Origin of the sequence: Polynucleobacter sp. TSB-Sco08W16 (assembly GCF_018687455.1) — a bacterium.
In the GTDB taxonomy this organism is placed as follows: domain Bacteria; phylum Pseudomonadota; class Gammaproteobacteria; order Burkholderiales; family Burkholderiaceae; genus Polynucleobacter.
Window position 1 is genome coordinate 98823 of record NZ_CP061291.1, and the last position, 18305, is coordinate 117127.

The window sequence follows — 18305 nt, forward strand, 5'->3', positions numbered from 1 at the left end:
AAGTCATGAAATTGACTTTAGCCCTCTCTAAGGGCCGCATCTTCGAAGAAACCGCAGAGATCCTATCTAAGGTCGGTATTGTGCCGAAAGAGGATCCTGAGAAGTCTCGCAAACTCATTATTGAGACATCCAATCCAGATGTTCGTTTGATTATTGTGCGTGCCTCAGATGTGCCAACCTATGTTCAATTTGGCGGTGCTGATTTCGGTGTTGCAGGTTTAGACGTATTGATGGAAAAAGGCACGGATGGTTTATATGTGCCTTTTGATTTGAATATTGCTAAGTGCCGTATGTCCGTTGCGGTTCGCGAAGGGTTTGATTACGCAGCAGCTGTCAAGCAAGGCTCCCGTTTAAAAGTCGCCACCAAATATGTCAATTGCGCGCGCGAGCACTTTGCTAATAAAGGCGTACATATCGATACGATTCAGCTCTATGGTTCCATGGAGCTTGCACCTTTGGTAGGTTTAGCTGATGCCATTGTGGACTTAGTCTCTACCGGAAATACGCTCAAAGCGAACGGCTTGGTGGAAGTTGAACCCATTGCCGATATCAGTGCCCGTTTGGTAGTCAATCAAGCTTCGTACAAACGTAAGCGTGCACAGTTGCAACCTATTTTTGATTTATTGAAATAATCAATCAATGTCTGCACAAGTACAGGTTAAGCGTCTCAACAGTAAAGATGCAGGTTTCAAAGAAACCCTGCTTTCTAGCCTTTCCTTGCCTGCCGCCGATGATGTTGCGATTGATGCTGCAGTTGTCAAAATTTTGTCAGCTGTTCAGAAGCAGGGTGACGAAGCAGTAATCTCTTTTACTAAGCAATTTGATCGTCTAAATATCTCCAATGTTTCTGAATTGGAAATTGCTCATCAGGAACTAGAGCAAGCCTACAGCTCTTTATCTGCCGAGCAAAAGAATGCTTTAGATATTGCGGCAAAAAGAGTGCGTGCATATCACGAGAAACAAAAAATTGAAGCGGGCTGCCACTCTTGGGAATATGAAGAGGCAGATGGCACGCGTCTCGGTCAAAAAGTTACCGCTTTAGACCGCGTGGGCATTTATGTGCCTGGCGGTAAGGCAGCCTACCCATCCTCTGTATTGATGAACGCGATTCCTGCAAAGGTTGCTGGCGTGACTGAAGTCATTATGGTGGTGCCTACTCCAGATGGTGCTCGGAATCCTTTGGTATTAGCTGCTGCTTATTTATCGGGTGTAGATCGCGTCTTTACGATTGGCGGCGCTCAAGCTGTAGGTGCATTGGCTTATGGCACTAAGACTATCCCATCGGTAGATAAGATTGTTGGTCCAGGTAATGCATATGTAGCTGCTGCAAAGCGCAGAGTATTTGGCACAGTGGGCATCGATATGATCGCCGGCCCTTCAGAAATTTTGGTTTTATGTGATGGCACTACCAATCCAGATTGGATTGCTATGGACTTGTTCTCTCAAGCGGAACATGATGAGCAAGCGCAATCGATTCTATTGTGTCCTGATGCGGCCTTTATTGAGCAAGTTCAGATAAGTATCAATAAGTTGCTGCCTGAGATGCCAAGGGCAAAAGTAATTGAAGCTTCCTTGACCAATCGCGCGCTGCTGATTCAGGTTAAAGACATGACTGAGGCCTGTGAGATAGCGAATGCCATTGCCGCAGAACACTTAGAAATCTGTGCCGAAGATCCGCGGAAGTGGGCAGAGCAGATTCGTCATGCCGGCGCTATTTTTATGGGAAATTACACTAGCGAGTCCTTAGGTGATTATTGCGCTGGCCCAAACCATGTACTGCCTACAGCCCGAACAGCTCGTTTTTCATCGCCCTTGGGTGTTTATGATTTCATTAAGCGTTCGAGCATGATTGAGGTGAGCGAGGCCGGCGCACAGAGTTTAGGTGCTGTAGCGAGCACCCTGGCCCGTGGTGAAGGCTTGCAAGCGCATGCACGTGCTGCTGAGATGCGTCTAAAGAAATAAACGAAAACGAACTTAAGCTAGTATTTCTTTTAGAGCGGCGACGAGTTCGCCGCTTTGTTCATCTGTGCCGATCGTAATGCGTAAGAATTCTTCAATACGTGGTGACTTGAAGTGGCGCACGATGATGCCGCGATCTCTTAAGGCTTGATAAATTTCTGCACCAGCATGTTTTGGGTGGCGAGTGAAAATAAAGTTTGCCGTTGAAGGCAATGTGTCAAAACCTAAAGTTTTTAGTTCTTCAACTAGTTTTGAGCGCGTCTTGATTACCTTGGCGCTAGTTGCCTCTAAGTGCGCTTGATCTTCAATCGCAGTAATGGCACCCGCTTGGGCAAGACGTCCCAATGGATAAGAGTTGAAGCTATTCTTGACACGCTCCAGGCCTTCAATCAAGGCGGGGTGACCAACTGCAAAGCCAACACGTAGAGCGGCCAGCGCCCTGGATTTAGAAAGCGTATGTACTACTAAGAGATTTTCTGGGCAGTTGCTACCGCGCAATAGTGGAATGCAAGATTCTGTTCCGTAATCAACGTAGGCTTCATCAATGACAACTACTGAATCCGTATTTTTTGCGAGAAGCTTTTCAATTTCTGAGCGAGGAATTGATCTGCCAGTTGGGGCATTGGGATTGGGGAAAATGATTCCACCGTTTGGTGCGAAGTAATCAATCGTGTTGATTTCGAACTCTGTTCCTAGCGGGACAGTTTTGTATTCGATACCAAAGAGCTTGCAGTAGACCGGATAGAAACTGTAGGTGATATCTGGAAAATGTACTGGCTTACTTTGTTTCAACAATCCAGCAAAGACATGGGCTAGAACTTCATCCGAACCGTTTCCTAAAAATACTTGGTTTGGGTTTAGGCCATGTAATTTGGCAATCACTTGTTTTAAGGCGGCACCCTCTGGATCTGGATACAGGCGTAAATCCTCGTTGGTTTGGCTGCTGATAGCTGCGAGCGCTTTAGGCGATGGGCCATAGGGGCTCTCGTTGGTGTTGAGCTTAACCAACCGCTGCATTTGCGGTTGCTCCCCAGGAACATAGGGGGTCAAAGTTTGAACAACAGGGCTCCAAAAACGGCTCATGAGGGTACTCGGGTCAAAAAACAGAAAGAAAGTGAAGCAATTTCAGCATTTATATATCTTCTAGGAATGATATTATGAGGCTTCAATCAACACTTCGCCTCGCGGCGCAATGAAGCATGCGGCAAGCCGACGTTACCCGAAACACTTCGGAAACCAAAATTCAAATTTCCATCAATTTAGATGGCACTGGTAAGGCTGAGCTAGCCTCAGGTGTGCCTTTCTTGGACCATATGCTCGATCAGATAGCCCGTCACGGCATGATTGATCTCAAGGTCGTTGCTCAAGGCGATACCCATATTGATGATCATCACACTGTTGAGGATGTGGGCATTACATTGGGGCAGGCATTTTCAAAGGCGGTTGGTGACAAGGCGGGTATCAATCGTTATGGCCATTCTTATGTTCCTTTGGATGAAACCCTTTCCCGTGTAGTGATCGATTTTTCTGGTCGCCCAGGCCTGGAATTCAATGTTCCTTTTACTCGCGCTCGTGTAGGCGACTTTGATGTTGATCTCAGTATTGAGTTCTTCCGTGGTTTTGTAAACCATGCGGGAGTGACTTTGCATATTGATAATCTGCGCGGCATTAACGCGCACCACCAGATTGAAACGGTATTCAAGGCTTTTGGTCGTGCTTTGCGCATGGCTCTGGCAATTGATCCACGGGCCTCAGGTGTCGTTCCTTCAACCAAAGGCAGCCTCTAATCTAGATCTTCTAGTTGCCCGTTCGATAAAAGCAAAGATAGGCTAAATTTTGGCGCAAACCATTGCGATCGTGGATTATGGAATGGGTAACCTCCGTTCCGTGTATCAGGCATTTCATCATGTTGCGCCTGATGACAATGTATTGATTGCGCATAAGCCAGAAGAAATTCGTTCTGCTGACAGGGTGGTGCTACCTGGCCAAGGTGCTATGCCAGATTGCATGAAACACCTAGAAGAGTCTGGCCTTTTGGAGGCATTACTAGAAGCTTCCAAAAATAAACCTTTATTAGGGGTTTGTGTGGGCGAGCAAATGCTATTTGATAAAAGCGCTGAAGTTCGCCCCAATGAGCAATGGACTTCTTGTTTAGGCCTTATTCCAGGTGAAGTGCGTCGTTTTGAATTGGCTGGCAAAAAGCAGGCTGACGGCTCAGCTTATAAAGTTCCGCATATGGGCTGGAACCAAGTACGCCAAGACTGTCGGCATCCAATTTGGGATGGAATTCCAGATTTAACAAGTTTTTACTTTGTGCATAGCTACTATGTAGTGCCGCAACGCAAAGAAGATACTTCGGGATCTACGGAATATGGCGATTGGTTTACTTCTGCAGTTGCACGGGATAATATTTTTGCAACTCAATTTCATCCAGAAAAAAGTGCAGAATACGGATTAAAGCTTTATCAAAATTTTGTTTCTTGGCAACCTTAAATATTTATTAGCGCCTCACTATGCTGCTCATTCCTGCAATTGATCTTAAAGACGGTCACTGTGTTCGACTTGAACAAGGTGATATGGACAAGGCTACCGTGTTTTCTGAAGACCCGGGCGCTATGGCTGCGCATTGGATTAACAAGGGCGCACGCCGATTACATTTAGTAGATCTCAATGGCGCGTTTGCAGGGAAGCTGAAAAACGAATCAGCGATCAAATCTATTTTGAAGGCAGTTGGAGATGAAATCCCTGTTCAGCTCGGTGGTGGTATTCGTGATCTAGAAACGATTGAACGTTTATTAGATGATGGCATCAGTACCGTCATTATTGGTACTGCAGCAGTGAAAAATCCTGGCTTTGTGCAAGATGCCTGCACAGCATTTCCTGGTCATGTGATGGTTGGCCTGGATGCACGTGATGGCAAAGTGGCTACTGATGGTTGGAGCAAGATTACCGGCCATGAAGTGATTGATCTCGCTAAGAAGTTTGAAGATTGGGGCGTAGAAGCCATTATCTATACAGACATCGGTCGTGACGGCATGCTCAAGGGCGTTAATATTGAAGCCACGATTAAGCTGGCTCAAGCCATTCGCATTCCGGTTATTGCTAGTGGGGGCCTCTCTAATAATCAAGATATTGAAGCGCTTTGCAAAGCTGAAGAAGAGGGTGTCATGGGCGTGATCGCAGGACGCTCTATTTACGCTGGCGACCTTGATCTTGCGGCCGCTCAAAAATATGCTGATGAGTTAACTCTCAAATACGCAAAGAAAATTATCTAGTGTTAACGAAGCGAATTATTCCTTGTTTGGATGTTACGGCAGGGCGCGTTGTTAAGGGTGTGAACTTTGTAGGTTTGCGCGATGCTGGCGACCCCGTAGAAATCGCTAAACGTTATGACACACAAGGTGCGGACGAACTGACATTCTTAGATATCACCGCAACATCTGATGGGCGTGACTTAATTCTGCACATCATTGAAGATGTGGCGTCACAAGTATTTATTCCCTTAACTGTTGGTGGTGGTGTGCGTGCAGTTGCTGACGTCCGTCGCTTGCTCAATGCTGGCGCCGATAAAGTAAGCATGAATTCTTCTGCAGTTGCCAATCCAGATTTAGTTTCTGATGCAGCCGCCTATTACGGCTCTCAATGTATTGTGGTGGCAATTGATGCCAAGCAAACTGAGACAGGTAATTGGGAAGTGTTTACCCATGGCGGCAGAACTGCGACCGGAATGGATGTGGTTACCTGGGCTACTGAGGTTGCTAAGCGGGGTGCAGGCGAGATTCTTTTAACTAGCATGAACCGTGATGGCAGCAAAGATGGCTTTGATTTGGCGCTTACCGCTGCCGTGAGTGATGCCGTTTCAGTCCCAGTGATTGCCTCAGGTGGCGTGGGTAATTTGCAGCACTTGGTTGATGGCATCACCAAAGGACATGCTGACGCTGTATTAGCAGCCAGCATCTTCCACTATGGTGAATACACTGTGCAGCAGGCAAAAGAATATATGGCGGCCCAAGGAATTCCAGTTCGCATCTAAGCTGCACAGCAACTTTTTCAAAATTTCTAGGATTCGCTGTAAAGTTTAGGTATGAGCAAAGCCCAGAGCACATTTACCCCAATAGAGTCGATTCAAGCAGGCCCTTGGCTTGACTCAGTTTCTTGGAATGAGCAGGGCTTAGTTCCAGTCATTGCCCAAGAATTTGGTAGCCAGGACATTCTGATGATGGCTTGGATGAATCGTGATGCCTTATTGGCAACTTTACGTTTAGGTGAGGCGGTGTATTGGACTCGCTCGCGGCAAAAGCTTTGGCATAAGGGTGAAGAATCAGGTCATATCCAGAAGGTGAAAGAAATTCGTTTGGATTGCGATGGGGATACGATTTTGCTTATCGTCGAGCAAAAAGATGGGATTGCTTGCCACACTGGTGAACACAGCTGTTTTTTCCAGCAATGGGATTCAAGTAAGTCGACTTGGGTAGATGAGTCCTCATCAAAGAAATAAAAGACATAAAATGATCCCATGAGTAACTCAGCAAATAAACCTTCTAATTTAGATTCTGGACTGGCCCATTTGGCTGATGTAGTGGATCAGCGCCGGGATGCCTTTAAAGCAGGCAATGCTGACCCAAAGACCTCCTATACCGCTTTGCTATTCTCTAAGGGTGATGATGGCATCTTGAAAAAGATTGGCGAAGAAGCTACTGAGGCTGTAATGGCCGCCAAAGATGTACGTAGCTCTAATTTAGCCCCTGAGCAAAAAAAGCTCTTGATTGGTGAGATGGCGGATCTTTGGTTTCACTGCTTGATTGCGCTCTCTCAATTTAATTTGCGGCCAGAAGATGTCATTGCGGAACTCGACCGTCGTTTGGGTACCTCGGGGATTGAAGAAAAAGCTGCCAGAAAAGCAGCCAATAAAGAATAAGTCTCAAAAGTGATGTCACACGATCCTAATTGCTTGTTTTGTAAGATTTCTCAAGGTTTGATTCCATCCCAAAAGGTTTATGAGGATGAAGAAATCTACGCCTTTAAAGATATCAATCCAGCTGCGCCAGTGCATTTCTTGGTAATCCCAAAGAAGCACATTCCCATGCTGGAGTCAGCAGAAAGCGAAGATACCCCTTTGCTAGGTAGAATGATGGAATTAGCACCCCGTCTTGCCAAAGAGCAAGGCTGTCGTCCCGGAAGAGATGGTGGCTTTAGATTGATGGTAAACAACGGGGTAGATGGTGGGCAGGAGGTTTATCACTTGCATCTGCACGTGATGGGCGGTCCGCGCCCCTGGAAAAAATAATCCAAGGAGATTAGAGATGGGTTCATTTAGCATTTGGCATTGGTTAATTGTTTTGGTCATCGTGATGTTGGTATTCGGTACCAAGAAATTACGTAACATAGGTCAAGACTTGGGCGGTGCTGTTAAAGGGTTTAAAGACGGCATGAAAGCTGCTGATGAACCAAAAGAACAGATTTCTCAAGGCACGGGCGCAGCGGATAAAACGGTTGATGTACAAGCCAAAGACCTTAATAAATAATTTGCACAAGGCGCAATTGAAACTCGTGCGGTCCTCATTTAGTTCCCTAAGATGATTGATTTAGGGGTTTCAAAACTTGCGCTGATTGCAGTTGTTGCTTTGGTCGTAGTTGGTCCAGAGCGCTTGCCTAAAGTAGCCCGCATGGCTGGTAACTTATTTGGTCGTGCGCAGCGCTACATGGCTGACGTTAAATCTGAAGTCAATCGTCAAATGGAGATTGAGGAATTTAAAAAGTTCCGAGAAGAGAGTGTTTCCGCCCTCAAGGAGGTTGAAAACAGTATTCACTCCGTTGCCAGCGAAGCAAATGCCAATCTAACTGATCAAGCGGATATTTTCGAAACGAGTTTTGAAAAGCCACCTCTGGATGAAAAAGAAGTATTACGCAAGACTAAGCGCCAGGGTCGCAATAGCTGGGGCGTCAGACGTGCTGCTAGACCAATTTGGTTTAAGCGTTCTTCTGGCCTACGTACTCGAGTGCAGTCTGGTGCCGCCAGAATGAAACGTTTTCATCACAGCGCTGCTAAATAAAAATAGATTGGCATGACAGAAAATAACTCCACCGAAGATTCGGGACTGCAAGAATCTTTTCTTTCTCATCTATTTGAGTTGCGTGATCGCATTATTAAGGCATCTCTGGCGATCATCATCGTCTTTGTAGGCTTGGTTTACTGGGCCCCAGATATTTTTCATCTCTTTGCGCAGCCGCTACTCAGTGCCTTGCCTGCAGGTGGAAAAATGATTGTGACCGATGTCACAGGCTCCTTTTTTGTGCCGATGAAAGTCACCATGTTGGTTGCCTTCATCATCGCCCTTCCAGTAGTGATGTATCAGCTCTGGGCATTTATTGCTCCAGGACTCTATCTTCATGAGCGCAAGTTGATTCTGCCGCTGGTAGTGAGTAGCTATACCTTGTTCATCATTGGTATGGCCTTTGCTTATTTCTTGGTTTTCCCAACAGTCTTTAAGTTTATGGCGAGCTATAACGCGCCATTGGGTGCAGAGATGTCCACTGACATCGATAACTACTTAAGCTTTGCAATGACCACCTTCTTGGCTTTCGGCATCACATTTGAAGTGCCAGTGGTCGTAGTTGTGCTGGTGCGTATGGGAATGGTTTCCTTAGCCAAGCTAAAAGAAATACGACCATACGTCATTGTGGGCGCCTTTGTTATCTCGGCCGTTGTCACCCCACCAGACGTCTTATCTCAACTTCTTTTAGCAGTGCCAATGACTTTACTTTATGAGTTGGGGCTATTAGTAGCGCGTCTTTATGTGCCAAAGTCATCCGAAGCCGAAGAGAGTGGCTCTACCACCTAAGCTGGTTCTGTATCAGTCTGATTGAGGCTCTTCGAAAAAGTAGACATCAGCCAATGAGTCACTTGGTCAAAGCGATAGCGTCTCTGACGTAAATTTCCCTCAATCTCAATATCAGTGCCTGCGAAGACTTTTCCTGCGGCTAAAAGGGCTCGGCGTTGTTGTATAGTCTCTATCTGAATCAGTCTTGGCAAAATCTTCGGTAGCTCCCAACGAATATCCACTGCAACACAATGCTCATGTTGCAGTTGTCCGACTTCAGAAAGTAATAACTCTGCTTTGCTAAAGTTAAATTGATTCGCAATGATGATGCGATGACAAAGTAGTAGCCAGTCTTCATCTAATTTATGTTCGGCATGATGGTTAATGGCTTTGTCTGCGCTCTGGGCAAGCTCGTACCATTCATTTTTCTTAGGATCAGGGCAGCTTGCCAATATTTTGCTGAGTAATTCAGTGGCTTCAGGAATGCCCTGCTGATGAGCTTGCCAAACCCAGTAGGATGCTTGCAGGCCACGCACTTTTTCTTCGATCTTTTCGCGCTTACGCCAAAGATTTGCGCCTTTGCGTAATTGTGCTTGTGCATGACCAAGATCAGCGGCGCGATCAAAACAGCGATCACTCTCAGAAGCGCTATATCCAGAAAATTGTGGGCGACGGTAAATTTCACCAAGTGCATACCAGGCATCGCGATCACCATCTTTAGCGGCAAGCTCTAGCCAGTGAGCGGCTTTTTTGAGGGATGCATTCGATTTGCTTTCTACATTACCGTCAAGCTGTGCCAAACGTAAACCTAATGTTAGCTTTGCAAGAGTGAGGCCTAATTCAGCGGCTTGAATCAGTGCCTCTTCATTTTGATCTGTGAGCCAAACATTCCAAAGTGACGAGAGCGCTTCATTTTTGGGTTGCAGCTTAATCAAAAGTTCTTTTGCTTGGTTGGCAAAGAGAGAGCTTCCATCCGCAAGATCCTGTAAATATTGTCGGGCAACTCTTTGAAGATTATTGAAATCGGTAGCGAATGTTTTTTCGCTAAGAGCTATTGGTGGATTTCTCTTTAACCAATCTGTGAGCTTCGTTTGAGTTTCCAGGTTGCTCGGATTGATCAGTAAATCTACCAACTGCCATCTAGCTGCAATAGTTGTCTCGGAATCAGTATTTGAATCAGCAAGTCGCCAAAAGGACTCCCAGCCAAACTGAAAAGCAGGTGTATCTACAGTCTGAGCCAAAGGGATGTTCGATACATGACTCAATATGCTGAAAATTTGAGGGCTATTAGAGGTTTCTGCATCAGACAGCTGATTTTTAAGAGATAAATACGATTTTTCTAGCCAAATCAATGCGTTAGAAGGTTGAATTGGGGTTTTGAAGGCGCCGGTAAGATAGGCCTCTCCCAGCTTCTGTTGTGAAAATGCATCACCCAAACGGGCTGAACTGAGGATTTTTAAGAATTCGCGACTTGCCATCTGACAATTTTGGCATTCAAAGGGGTAAAAAGACAGAAAACAGCCTTCTTGTTGCCGAGATACAACGAAGAAAACCAAAAAACTACCTTTTGACAAGCAAAAAGAGGTCTTAGATAACCTGACCCTCAGTCTAGCAAGGCAAAGGACGGAAAATTCATAGGTCCCAGCTTATTTGGGCATTACTTTCAATTTATGGAGATTTACAGAATGAAAAAATCGCTATTTGCAGTTGCAGCTTTGTCAGCTATCGCTGGCGCAGCTCAAGCTCAGTCCAGCGTAACCGTATACGGTATCGTTGACGTTGGTTACATTGGTATTAATGAGCGTGCTCAAGCCGGTAACACAACTACTAAAGGTACAGTAAATACTTTCGGTAGCAGTGCTGAGCAATCAAGCCGTTTAGGCTTCAAAGGTACTGAAGATTTGGGCGGCGGTTCTAGCGCATTCTTCACTTTGGAAACAGGCCTTAATGCTGATAACTCCACTCTCTCCGCTTTCAATACACGTCAAGCATTTGCTGGTTACAAAAAGAACGGTATTGGTAACGTAGCTTTTGGTACACAGTACACACCAATCCACAACGCTGCTGGTTTAACTGATCCAGGTCAATTGAACAACATGATTGGTAACGTAATCTACGCTACTACTCCACAAGCTAACGGCAACACAGCGCCATTCTCTAGCGGCCCATCAATTGGTTCCGGTCAAACTGATGCTTACACAACTCGTGTATCAAACACTTTGACAGCTACTTCCGATACATTTGCTGGCTTCCAAGCTACAGCTTTGTACACTTTGAATAACCAAAACCAAACAGTGACAACCACTTCTGCTGGTGGCACTACAAACAACTCTGGTTGGGGTCTTGGCTTGAACTACACTTGGAACAAGTTATTTGTTACAGCTAACTACCAGTCATTCAAGAGCTTGTCACCTACTTCAAGTGCAACTACTGTTACTCTCTACGGCCAAACTGGCGGTACAAACGTAAACGATCAACAGACTTATGTTGCTGCTACTTATGACTTCGGTATCTTGAAGGCATACGCACAGTATGTAGGCCGTAAAGCAACTGCTGCATTGAACTCTGGCTACTACGCTAAGCGTACTGCTGAGCAAATTGGTGTTCGTTCATACATCACTCCAACAATCGAAGCTTGGGCTTCTGGTGGTATGGGTAAAGTTAACGCCTACGGCGCTGGCGAGCCAAACACAAGCTTCACAGCTTGGCAGCTTGGTTCTAACTACTGGTTGAGCAAGCGCACTAACTTGTACGCTATCTACGGTCAGTCACAGTCTTCAAACGTAACTTCTATCTCTGGCACACAGTACAGCTACGGTGGAAGCAACTACGCTTTAGGCTTGCGTCACACTTTCTAATTTGAAGCTAGCTTAGGCTAGTGAATAATTAGTTTGGCATCAAATAAACCCGCTGTGGAAACACAGCGGGTTTTTTCTTTTCAGAAGGATGCTTGATGCGATAAAAGATTGGCTCTGCGATACTTCAAATTTATTGCGGTTTAGTAAGGGCTACTGTATTTACAGTGGTTAGCAGCTCTGCATGAACCTCTTTAATAACTGATTCCCAGTTACCGGCTAATGTTTGATGAAATAACTTTGCAGTTTGGTACCAAGGGGTATCTTTACGATTAAGCTGCCAGCGCCAACAAGCGTCATAGCGATTAAGAATCCAAACTGGTTTACCCATCGCCCCGGCTAAATGAGCGGTCGAGGTATCAACCGATATCACTAAATCTAGGTTATCAATTAAGGCTGCCGTATCTGAAAAATTATGTAGTTCTGATGCGTAATTGAAGAAATTAGTCTCAGGCCAGAATTGATTTTTTTGGGATAGGAGCTCTGACTCTGCCGGATCACCTTTTTGAAGGCTATAGAAGTCTACCCCCGGGGTTTGCCTGAGGTCAGCAATGATTTTGAAGGGGATATTTCTTCTTTCATTAATAGACCATACCTCTGGCTGGTCGGCGCGAAAGCCGCCATTCCAGACTAGACCAACCTTCAGTGAATCAGAATTGCAGATGCGGGATTTCCAAATCGCAGACTTAATGGGGTCAGACTTTAAATAGGGCGCTGCAGAAGGAATTGCTTCTGCAGAATTGACAAAAAAGCGCGGCAGACTCAAAAGAGGACATTGCAAATCAAATTTTGCAGGGGGTAGGTTTTGATAGGTGTAGATGTCACAATAGCTTCTCAGACTTTCTAAAATCTCCACCAGGGGAGGTTGTACAACGAAGCTAATACTTGCAGCATATTTTTTTAAAAGAGGTATGTATCGACAGAACTGAATGGTATCCCCTAGACCCTGTTCAAACCAAATCAGGATATTTTTCCCTATCAGCTGCTCAAGGGAATCTAGTTTGGGAATATGGGTAAATTGTCGGGGAATGGGATTGCTAATTTGCCAGCGATACTCATAATTTTTCCAGCCTTCAAAAAACTCACCAGTTGTAAGCTGACTGATGGCAAGATTCCAATGAGAATCCATATAGGTTTTATCAAGGTCAATAGCCTTCAAGTAACACTTTATTGCCTTATCAAATTGCTTTAGAAAACTCAGCGATACCCCCTTGTTGGACCAGGCTTCCGCATAGTTTGGGTTGATCTCTATAGCCCTATCAAAACATTGAATAGCTTGCGAAAATTGAGATAAGGAGTGAAGGCTATTTCCCTTGTTGGACCAGGCTTCCGCATAGTTTGGGTTGATCTCTATAGCCCTATCAAAGCAGGCAATGGCTTGATCATACTTCCTGAGTTTACTCAGTGTAATTCCCTTGTTCGACCAAAGATCGTGAGCATCTGGAGCGAGCAATAATGCTTTCTCATAGCAAATAAGAGCCTTTTCGAAGTGGTTAAGCTTTGTAAGTGTTACACCCATATTCAACAAGGCATCCACCCAATCTGGCTTTATCTGAAGTGCTGCTTGGTATCTTTGTAGAGCTTCATTGAGTTGGCCACTTTTTTGAAATGCAACCCCTGAGTTTAGTAAGCCGTCTAGGTTTTGGGGAGTTATTGCAAGTACTGCATTGAAATCTTGGAGGGCTAGATCAAATTTCTGAGTTTCTAGATAAATTAAGCCCCTTCTAAGAAGGGCATCTAAGAAATGAGGTTTAATTTTGATTGTTTGGCTAAGATATTCAAGTGCCTGCTCGAAATCATTCTCCAGCATGTAAATAACGCTTAGATTAAAGTGCGCCTCAGCAAGCTGGGGGTTTAATTGAATTGCTCTTTGGAGGCTCCCTTTGGCTTCGGCAAATTTCGATAATCTTAGGTAGATAACAGCTTGGTTGTAATGCGCATCAGTGTTGTATGGATCTCCATGAATCGACCGAGTGAGTAAATCGAGGCCTTTTAATAGGTTACCTCTTTGGGCCTCGAATAAACCAAATAAAAAAAGTCCCCCTGGATCGTTAGGGTTCTGCTCAAGAAATTGCGTGTAAAGATCAAACGCTTGAGTAAAATTAGTACGTTGTTGTTCTAAAACGGCTTGGCGCAACAACGGATTCATTTTTTATCTTTATGGGCAAAAATTGCTGTGTTTCTGTATTGGTTAATATAACAAATAAGCCCTATGAAAAAACCAAATTCCCCCCTGAAGGTAGATGATTTGATAGCGCAAGGCCTTGCTTTGCAGCAGAGCGGCCAGTTCGAGCTGGCTAAATTGATCTACGAGCAAATCTTAAGCATAAATGACCATCATTACGATGCATTGCATTATTTAGGAATTTTATTAGCGCAGCAGGGTCAATTGGCAAAGGCAGAATTGCTATTAAGAAAAGCGATTTTAGTTAATGGAAAAGATGAGAGGGCCTATAACAATTTAGGCTTGGTCTTGCAGGGTCTAAATCATCAACATGAAGCTTTGGCCGCTTACGATCAAGCCATCGCTATTAATGATTCGGGGGTTGAGGCCCACTACAACCGCGCATGTTTATTGCAAAATATGGGCCAATTTCAGGCGGCGATTGCAGGTTTTAACTATGCGCTCGTATTAAGACCGGATTATGTCGAGGCATTAAATAATCGCGGTAATGCCCAAGATGAAATTCACCTTTATGAGCAAGCAATTGAGAGTTATCGGCATGCACTTAAGTTACGACCAGAATATGCCGAATGTTTATATAACCTAGGTCTTGTATTGGGAAAGATGGATCGGATTGCTGAGGCTCTCGATTGCTGCCAAAAAGCACTTTTACTTCAGCCGCTTGATCCCGAAATATTAAATGCCATTGGGCATATGCAAATGTTATTAGATCGTGATGCGGAGGCATTGAGCTCTTTCGAGAAATCGATCAATCTTTTTAATCATTCCCCCCAGGTGTATTTTAACTACGCATATCTTCTTCATAAACTACAAAAATACGAAGCTGCTCTAGCTGCCTACAGCAGGGCGATTGAGTTAAAGTCAGACTATGTTGATGCGATTTTTAATCGAGGTAATACTCATTACCGAGTGGGGAATTACTCGCTCTCAATCGCAGACTATAAAAGAGCTCTTGAGCTTGACCCGGAAGATGCGAGAGCTAAATGGGCACTTACGATCTCTGCTGTACCGCCTGTAACAAACTCTCTTGCTGAGCAGAATGCCTCCCGCAAAAATTTTCGGGAGGCATTGGCTGCACTAGACGCGTGGTTTAACAACCTCAGAGAAGAAGAAGGATATAAGGTAGTTGGCTCTAGACAACCTTTTTATTTAGCCTATCAGGACCAAAATAACAAACAACTTTTAGAGCAATACGGAGACATCTGTACTCGCTTGATGGGTATTTGGCAGAAAAAAAATTGCCAAAAGTTGGCTGAAAGAGAGCCAAACAAAAAAATGCATATTGGTATTGTCACCAACCATATTCATGATCACTCTGTATGGAATGCCATTATTAAAGGCTGGGTAAGCGAGCTAAATACATCTCAATTTGAGATAAGCATTTTTTATCTGGGTAACGTATTTGATGCGGAAACTGCATTTGCTCGCTCAAAAGTAGCGGGCTTTATTAATACCAAGCAATCACTTCTAGCTTGGGTAAAGACTATTTTAGATAGCAATATCGATGCTTTAATTTATCCGGAAATTGGGATGCATACAGAAACCTTACAGCTAGCAAGCTTGAGGTTAGCTCCGCTACAGATAGCCAGTTGGGGGCATCCGGAAACAACTGGCTTAGGAACCATCGATTGCTATCTATCAGCCGAATTAATGGAAACTGAAAACGCACAAAATCATTATGTCGAAAAAGTAATTCCGTTGCCTAATTTAGGTTGCTACTATTTCCCGCTCGATATTAAGCCTACTGAGATTGACATAAAGGCGTTAGGTTTAGATTTGCAGAGGCCGATTTTGTTATGTCCCGGAACACCATACAAATATATTGAACAGTATGATGCTGTCTATGTCGATATTGCGAAATACCTTAAAGACTGTCAGTTGGTATTTTTTACGGCCCCACATTGGAGTGCGTTTGGTCTAGAGGCTAGGTTGCGAAAAAAATTTGAGGCCGAAAATATCAGCTTCGATGATCATGTCAAATTTATTCCATGGCTTAATAGGAGTGAGTTTTTTGGCCTCATGAGCAAAGCAACTGTTTACTTGGACACCATTGGATTTTCTGGATTTAATACGGCTATGCAAGCAATTGAATGTAATTTGCCAATTGTCACAATGAAAACACCCTATTTACGTGGAAACTTGGCCGCGGCCCCTTTGAGATTGATGGAAATGTCCGAGCTGGTAGTCAATAATGTGCAAGGGTACGTCAATCAAGTTATTAAATTGGTGACGGACGAGAAATATTTAAAGCAGATCAAGGGTCAAATTGAGGGGCGTAAACACTGCCTATTTAGGGATGCGTCTGTCATTCAAAAGTTAGAGCAATTTCTTTTGGAGTGGCGCTCCAAACACTTGCCCTAAATATTTTATTTTCTAAGTTAGATATTAAATTGTGACTGATTAACTAAGCGTTCGATGAATCAACAAACTGAGTTTATGTTCCAGCAGGCATTACAGGCGCTGCAAAATGGTAATTCCAAATATGGCGAATCTATCTTGCTTGGAATTTTAAAATCTAGCCCTAAATATTATCCAGCCTTACATGTGATGGGTCTGAGTAGGGCAATGGCGGAAGATCATCTAGGGGCGCTTCAATACCTTCAGAAGGCGGCAAAGATTAATTCATTAGATGCGGGCCTTCAATATAATTTGGCCAAAGCTTATGGCGCTCTCGAGCGTCATCACGAGTCACTGCCTCATCATGTCCAAGCAACCAAGTTGGCCCCCCAGAATCCAGAAGCTTGGCTAAATTATGGAAGATCACTCTCTTTTTTAAAAAAATATCCTGAAGCTATCAAAGCTAATGAGGAGTGCTTGCGACTAAACCCCAATTATTTTGAGGCCTGCATTAATTTAGGGATGGTATTACTAACGCAGGGTGAGTATTCAAAAGCTTTTGAATACTGTCAGCAGTCTATTAAGCTGCAACCTGCTTCATATGAGGCCTGGGTTAAATTTGCCGGAGTTTTATTGGGGCTTTATAGATATAGTGAAGCAATCGTTGCTAGTGAACGGGCGATTGAGCTTGATCCCACAAGCTGTGAGGCATACATAGTAGGGGGGATGGCAAATTCAGAATTGCACCAGTTCCAAATTGCATTAACTCTTTTTGAGAAAGCCCTTTCAATTAATCCTGGCGAGGAATATTTATTGGGACGCATTGTCAATATAAAGCGGCAAATTGCCTCTTGGGAGAATTTGGACTTATTAACAGATCAATTGATCGGCGATATTAGGCTCGGTAAAAAAGTTTGTCCGCCCTGCAGCACGCTGGTTTTTGATGACTCTGCAGATCTTCAAAGCTTGGCCGCCCAAATCTGGGTGAAGGATAAATTGGGGGCGACTTCGCAAAGAACTCTTGCTAGAACGAAGGGTGCTGAGGAAAAAATTCGCCTTGCTTATTTTTCTTCTGACTTCCGAGAGCATCCTGTTGGTGAGTTGGTGCAGAAAATCATTGAACTTCATGATCGTTCAAAGTTCTATGTGATGGGTTTTTTCTTAAATCAAAAAACAGGAGATGCAGTAGAGAGAAGCTTGGAGGGCCTATTTGATGAGTCAATTCATATCTCCGATCTCTCTGATGCAGATGCAGAAAAATTAGTTGATAGCCGCTCCATTGATATTGCGATTGACTTAAATGGTTATACCGATGGCAATAAGATGCAGCTTTTTGCAAATAGGATAGCTCCAATACAGGTAAATTACTTGGGCTATGCGGGCACCATGGGCTGTGATTTCTTTGATTACATTGTTGCTGATAGATATGTAATTCCGGAAGACAAACAAGCTCAATTTTCTGAAGCTGTGGCATGCATGCCGGACTGCTTCTTCCCGCCACCTTCATTCATGTTGGGTGAAAGTGTCAACGACATTCCAAGTAGAGCAAGCCAAAGGCTTCCAGAAAATGCATTTGTTTTTGCATGCTTCAACAATGTTTTTAAGATTTCTCCTTCTATCTTTGCAATTTGGATGAGGTTACTAAAAGCAGTACCCAACAGCATTCTCTGGATTTCGAGTTCGCGTCCAGAGGTGGTTGAAAATTTCAGGAGGTATGCCGAGGCAGAAGGTGTAGCGCCAGATCGGTTAATTTTCGCTGACCGTGTTTCCAGTAAAGCGGACCATCTTCAGCGCATTCGCAACACAGATATTTTTTTAGATACACCAAATTACAATGCGCACACAACAGCAGCCGAGTTCTTATCAGTAGGGGTGCCAGTATTAACGCTATCTGGCAATACATTTGCTGGGCGGGTTGCTGCAAGCCAACTTCTCACTCTAGGTCTACCCGAGCTGATTGCAGACTCTAAGGAGGATTATTTTAATAAGGCCTTCGAATTGGCCACAGATAAAGCTATGCTAAATATGATTAAGGAGCGTTTGCAACTCCTTCGTACGAGTAGCCCTTTGTTTGACAATGCCACCTATGTAAAAAATCTTGAGTCCTTATATCTGCAAATGCAGAATCGTCAAAATTAATTCAGACTT

At 44.3% G+C, this 18305-nt stretch carries 18 protein-coding genes; 15 read left to right on the plus strand and 3 right to left on the minus strand.

The genetic code is table 11. The features are described 5' to 3' along the window. The first annotated feature begins 5 nt into the window (after nucleotides 1-5). The gene (gene hisG, locus FD961_RS00580) at nucleotides 6-632 is read left to right on the plus strand and encodes an ATP phosphoribosyltransferase (RefSeq protein WP_071464476.1); all 627 of its coding nucleotides are present in this window, start codon (nucleotides 6-8) and stop codon (nucleotides 630-632) included. 7 nt (nucleotides 633-639) lie between these two features. After that, the gene (gene hisD / locus FD961_RS00585) at nucleotides 640-1962 is read left to right on the plus strand and encodes a histidinol dehydrogenase (RefSeq protein ID WP_215393671.1); all 1323 of its coding nucleotides are present in this window, start codon (nucleotides 640-642) and stop codon (nucleotides 1960-1962) included. Between the two features lie 12 nt (nucleotides 1963-1974). Here hisD and hisC read toward each other — a convergent pair whose 3' ends face one another. Continuing rightward, nucleotides 1975-3042, minus strand: a complete 1068-nt coding sequence (gene hisC, locus FD961_RS00590; RefSeq protein WP_215393672.1) for a histidinol-phosphate transaminase — start codon at nucleotides 3040-3042, stop codon at nucleotides 1975-1977. Nucleotides 3043-3158: 116 nt separating this feature from the next. On the opposite strand from hisC, the gene hisB reads away from it, so the two are divergent. Genes hisB through tatC form a run of 10 tightly spaced genes read left to right on the plus strand, consistent with a single transcriptional unit; the run spans nucleotide 3159 to nucleotide 8801 of the window. Continuing rightward, nucleotides 3159-3746, plus strand: coding sequence for an imidazoleglycerol-phosphate dehydratase HisB (hisB, locus tag FD961_RS00595; protein ID WP_215393673.1), 588 nt, complete (start codon nucleotides 3159-3161; stop codon nucleotides 3744-3746). A 49-nt stretch (nucleotides 3747-3795) separates the two neighbouring features. Next, nucleotides 3796-4452, plus strand: coding sequence for an imidazole glycerol phosphate synthase subunit HisH (hisH, locus tag FD961_RS00600; protein ID WP_215393674.1), 657 nt, complete (start codon nucleotides 3796-3798; stop codon nucleotides 4450-4452). A gap of 20 nt (nucleotides 4453-4472) precedes the next feature. Then, nucleotides 4473-5234: a 1-(5-phosphoribosyl)-5-[(5-phosphoribosylamino)methylideneamino]imidazole-4-carboxamide isomerase gene (gene hisA, locus FD961_RS00605; protein WP_215393675.1), complete on the plus strand. Its 762-nt coding sequence runs from the start codon at nucleotides 4473-4475 to the stop codon at nucleotides 5232-5234. Further along, the gene (gene hisF, locus FD961_RS00610; RefSeq protein WP_215393676.1) at nucleotides 5234-5992 is read left to right on the plus strand and encodes an imidazole glycerol phosphate synthase subunit HisF; all 759 of its coding nucleotides are present in this window, start codon (nucleotides 5234-5236) and stop codon (nucleotides 5990-5992) included. The genes hisA and hisF overlap by 1 nt, the downstream gene beginning before the upstream one ends. A gap of 51 nt (nucleotides 5993-6043) precedes the next feature. Beyond that, entirely contained in the window at nucleotides 6044-6457 is a 414-nt protein-coding gene (hisI, locus tag FD961_RS00615; RefSeq protein ID WP_215393677.1) for a phosphoribosyl-AMP cyclohydrolase, read from the plus strand. A gap of 18 nt (nucleotides 6458-6475) precedes the next feature. Then, a complete protein-coding gene (locus tag FD961_RS00620; RefSeq protein ID WP_215393678.1) occupies nucleotides 6476-6877 on the plus strand; it encodes a phosphoribosyl-ATP diphosphatase in 402 nt (133 codons plus the stop codon). 12 nt (nucleotides 6878-6889) lie between these two features. Beyond that, on the plus strand, nucleotides 6890-7246 hold the full coding sequence (locus FD961_RS00625) for a histidine triad nucleotide-binding protein (protein WP_071464485.1): 357 nt from the start codon (nucleotides 6890-6892) through the stop codon (nucleotides 7244-7246). A 16-nt stretch (nucleotides 7247-7262) separates the two neighbouring features. Then, nucleotides 7263-7484: a Sec-independent protein translocase subunit TatA gene (gene tatA / locus FD961_RS00630; protein WP_215393679.1), complete on the plus strand. Its 222-nt coding sequence runs from the start codon at nucleotides 7263-7265 to the stop codon at nucleotides 7482-7484. 51 nt (nucleotides 7485-7535) lie between these two features. After that, nucleotides 7536-8012, plus strand: coding sequence for a Sec-independent protein translocase protein TatB (gene tatB / locus FD961_RS00635; protein WP_215393680.1), 477 nt, complete (start codon nucleotides 7536-7538; stop codon nucleotides 8010-8012). A 12-nt stretch (nucleotides 8013-8024) separates the two neighbouring features. After that, on the plus strand, nucleotides 8025-8801 hold the full coding sequence (tatC, locus tag FD961_RS00640) for a twin-arginine translocase subunit TatC (RefSeq protein ID WP_215393681.1): 777 nt from the start codon (nucleotides 8025-8027) through the stop codon (nucleotides 8799-8801). On the opposite strand, the gene FD961_RS00645 is transcribed toward tatC, so the two are convergent. After that, nucleotides 8798-10258: a tetratricopeptide repeat protein gene (locus FD961_RS00645; RefSeq protein ID WP_215393682.1), complete on the minus strand. Its 1461-nt coding sequence runs from the start codon at nucleotides 10256-10258 to the stop codon at nucleotides 8798-8800. The two genes, tatC and FD961_RS00645, sit on opposite strands and share 4 nt — an antisense overlap. Before the next feature lie 207 nt (nucleotides 10259-10465). On the opposite strand from FD961_RS00645, the gene FD961_RS00650 reads away from it, so the two are divergent. Next, nucleotides 10466-11638: a porin gene (locus FD961_RS00650; protein WP_215393683.1), complete on the plus strand. Its 1173-nt coding sequence runs from the start codon at nucleotides 10466-10468 to the stop codon at nucleotides 11636-11638. A gap of 130 nt (nucleotides 11639-11768) precedes the next feature. Here the strand turns inward: FD961_RS00650 and FD961_RS00655 are convergent, their stop codons facing one another. Then, nucleotides 11769-13784, minus strand: a complete 2016-nt coding sequence (locus FD961_RS00655; RefSeq protein WP_215393684.1) for a tetratricopeptide repeat protein — start codon at nucleotides 13782-13784, stop codon at nucleotides 11769-11771. A 63-nt stretch (nucleotides 13785-13847) separates the two neighbouring features. Between FD961_RS00655 and FD961_RS00660 the strand changes: the two genes are divergently transcribed. Next, the gene (locus FD961_RS00660; protein WP_215393685.1) at nucleotides 13848-16181 is read left to right on the plus strand and encodes a tetratricopeptide repeat protein; all 2334 of its coding nucleotides are present in this window, start codon (nucleotides 13848-13850) and stop codon (nucleotides 16179-16181) included. Between the two features lie 54 nt (nucleotides 16182-16235). Next, a complete protein-coding gene (locus FD961_RS00665) occupies nucleotides 16236-18296 on the plus strand; it encodes a tetratricopeptide repeat protein (RefSeq protein ID WP_215393686.1) in 2061 nt (686 codons plus the stop codon). The last annotated feature ends 9 nt before the right edge of the window (nucleotides 18297-18305 follow it).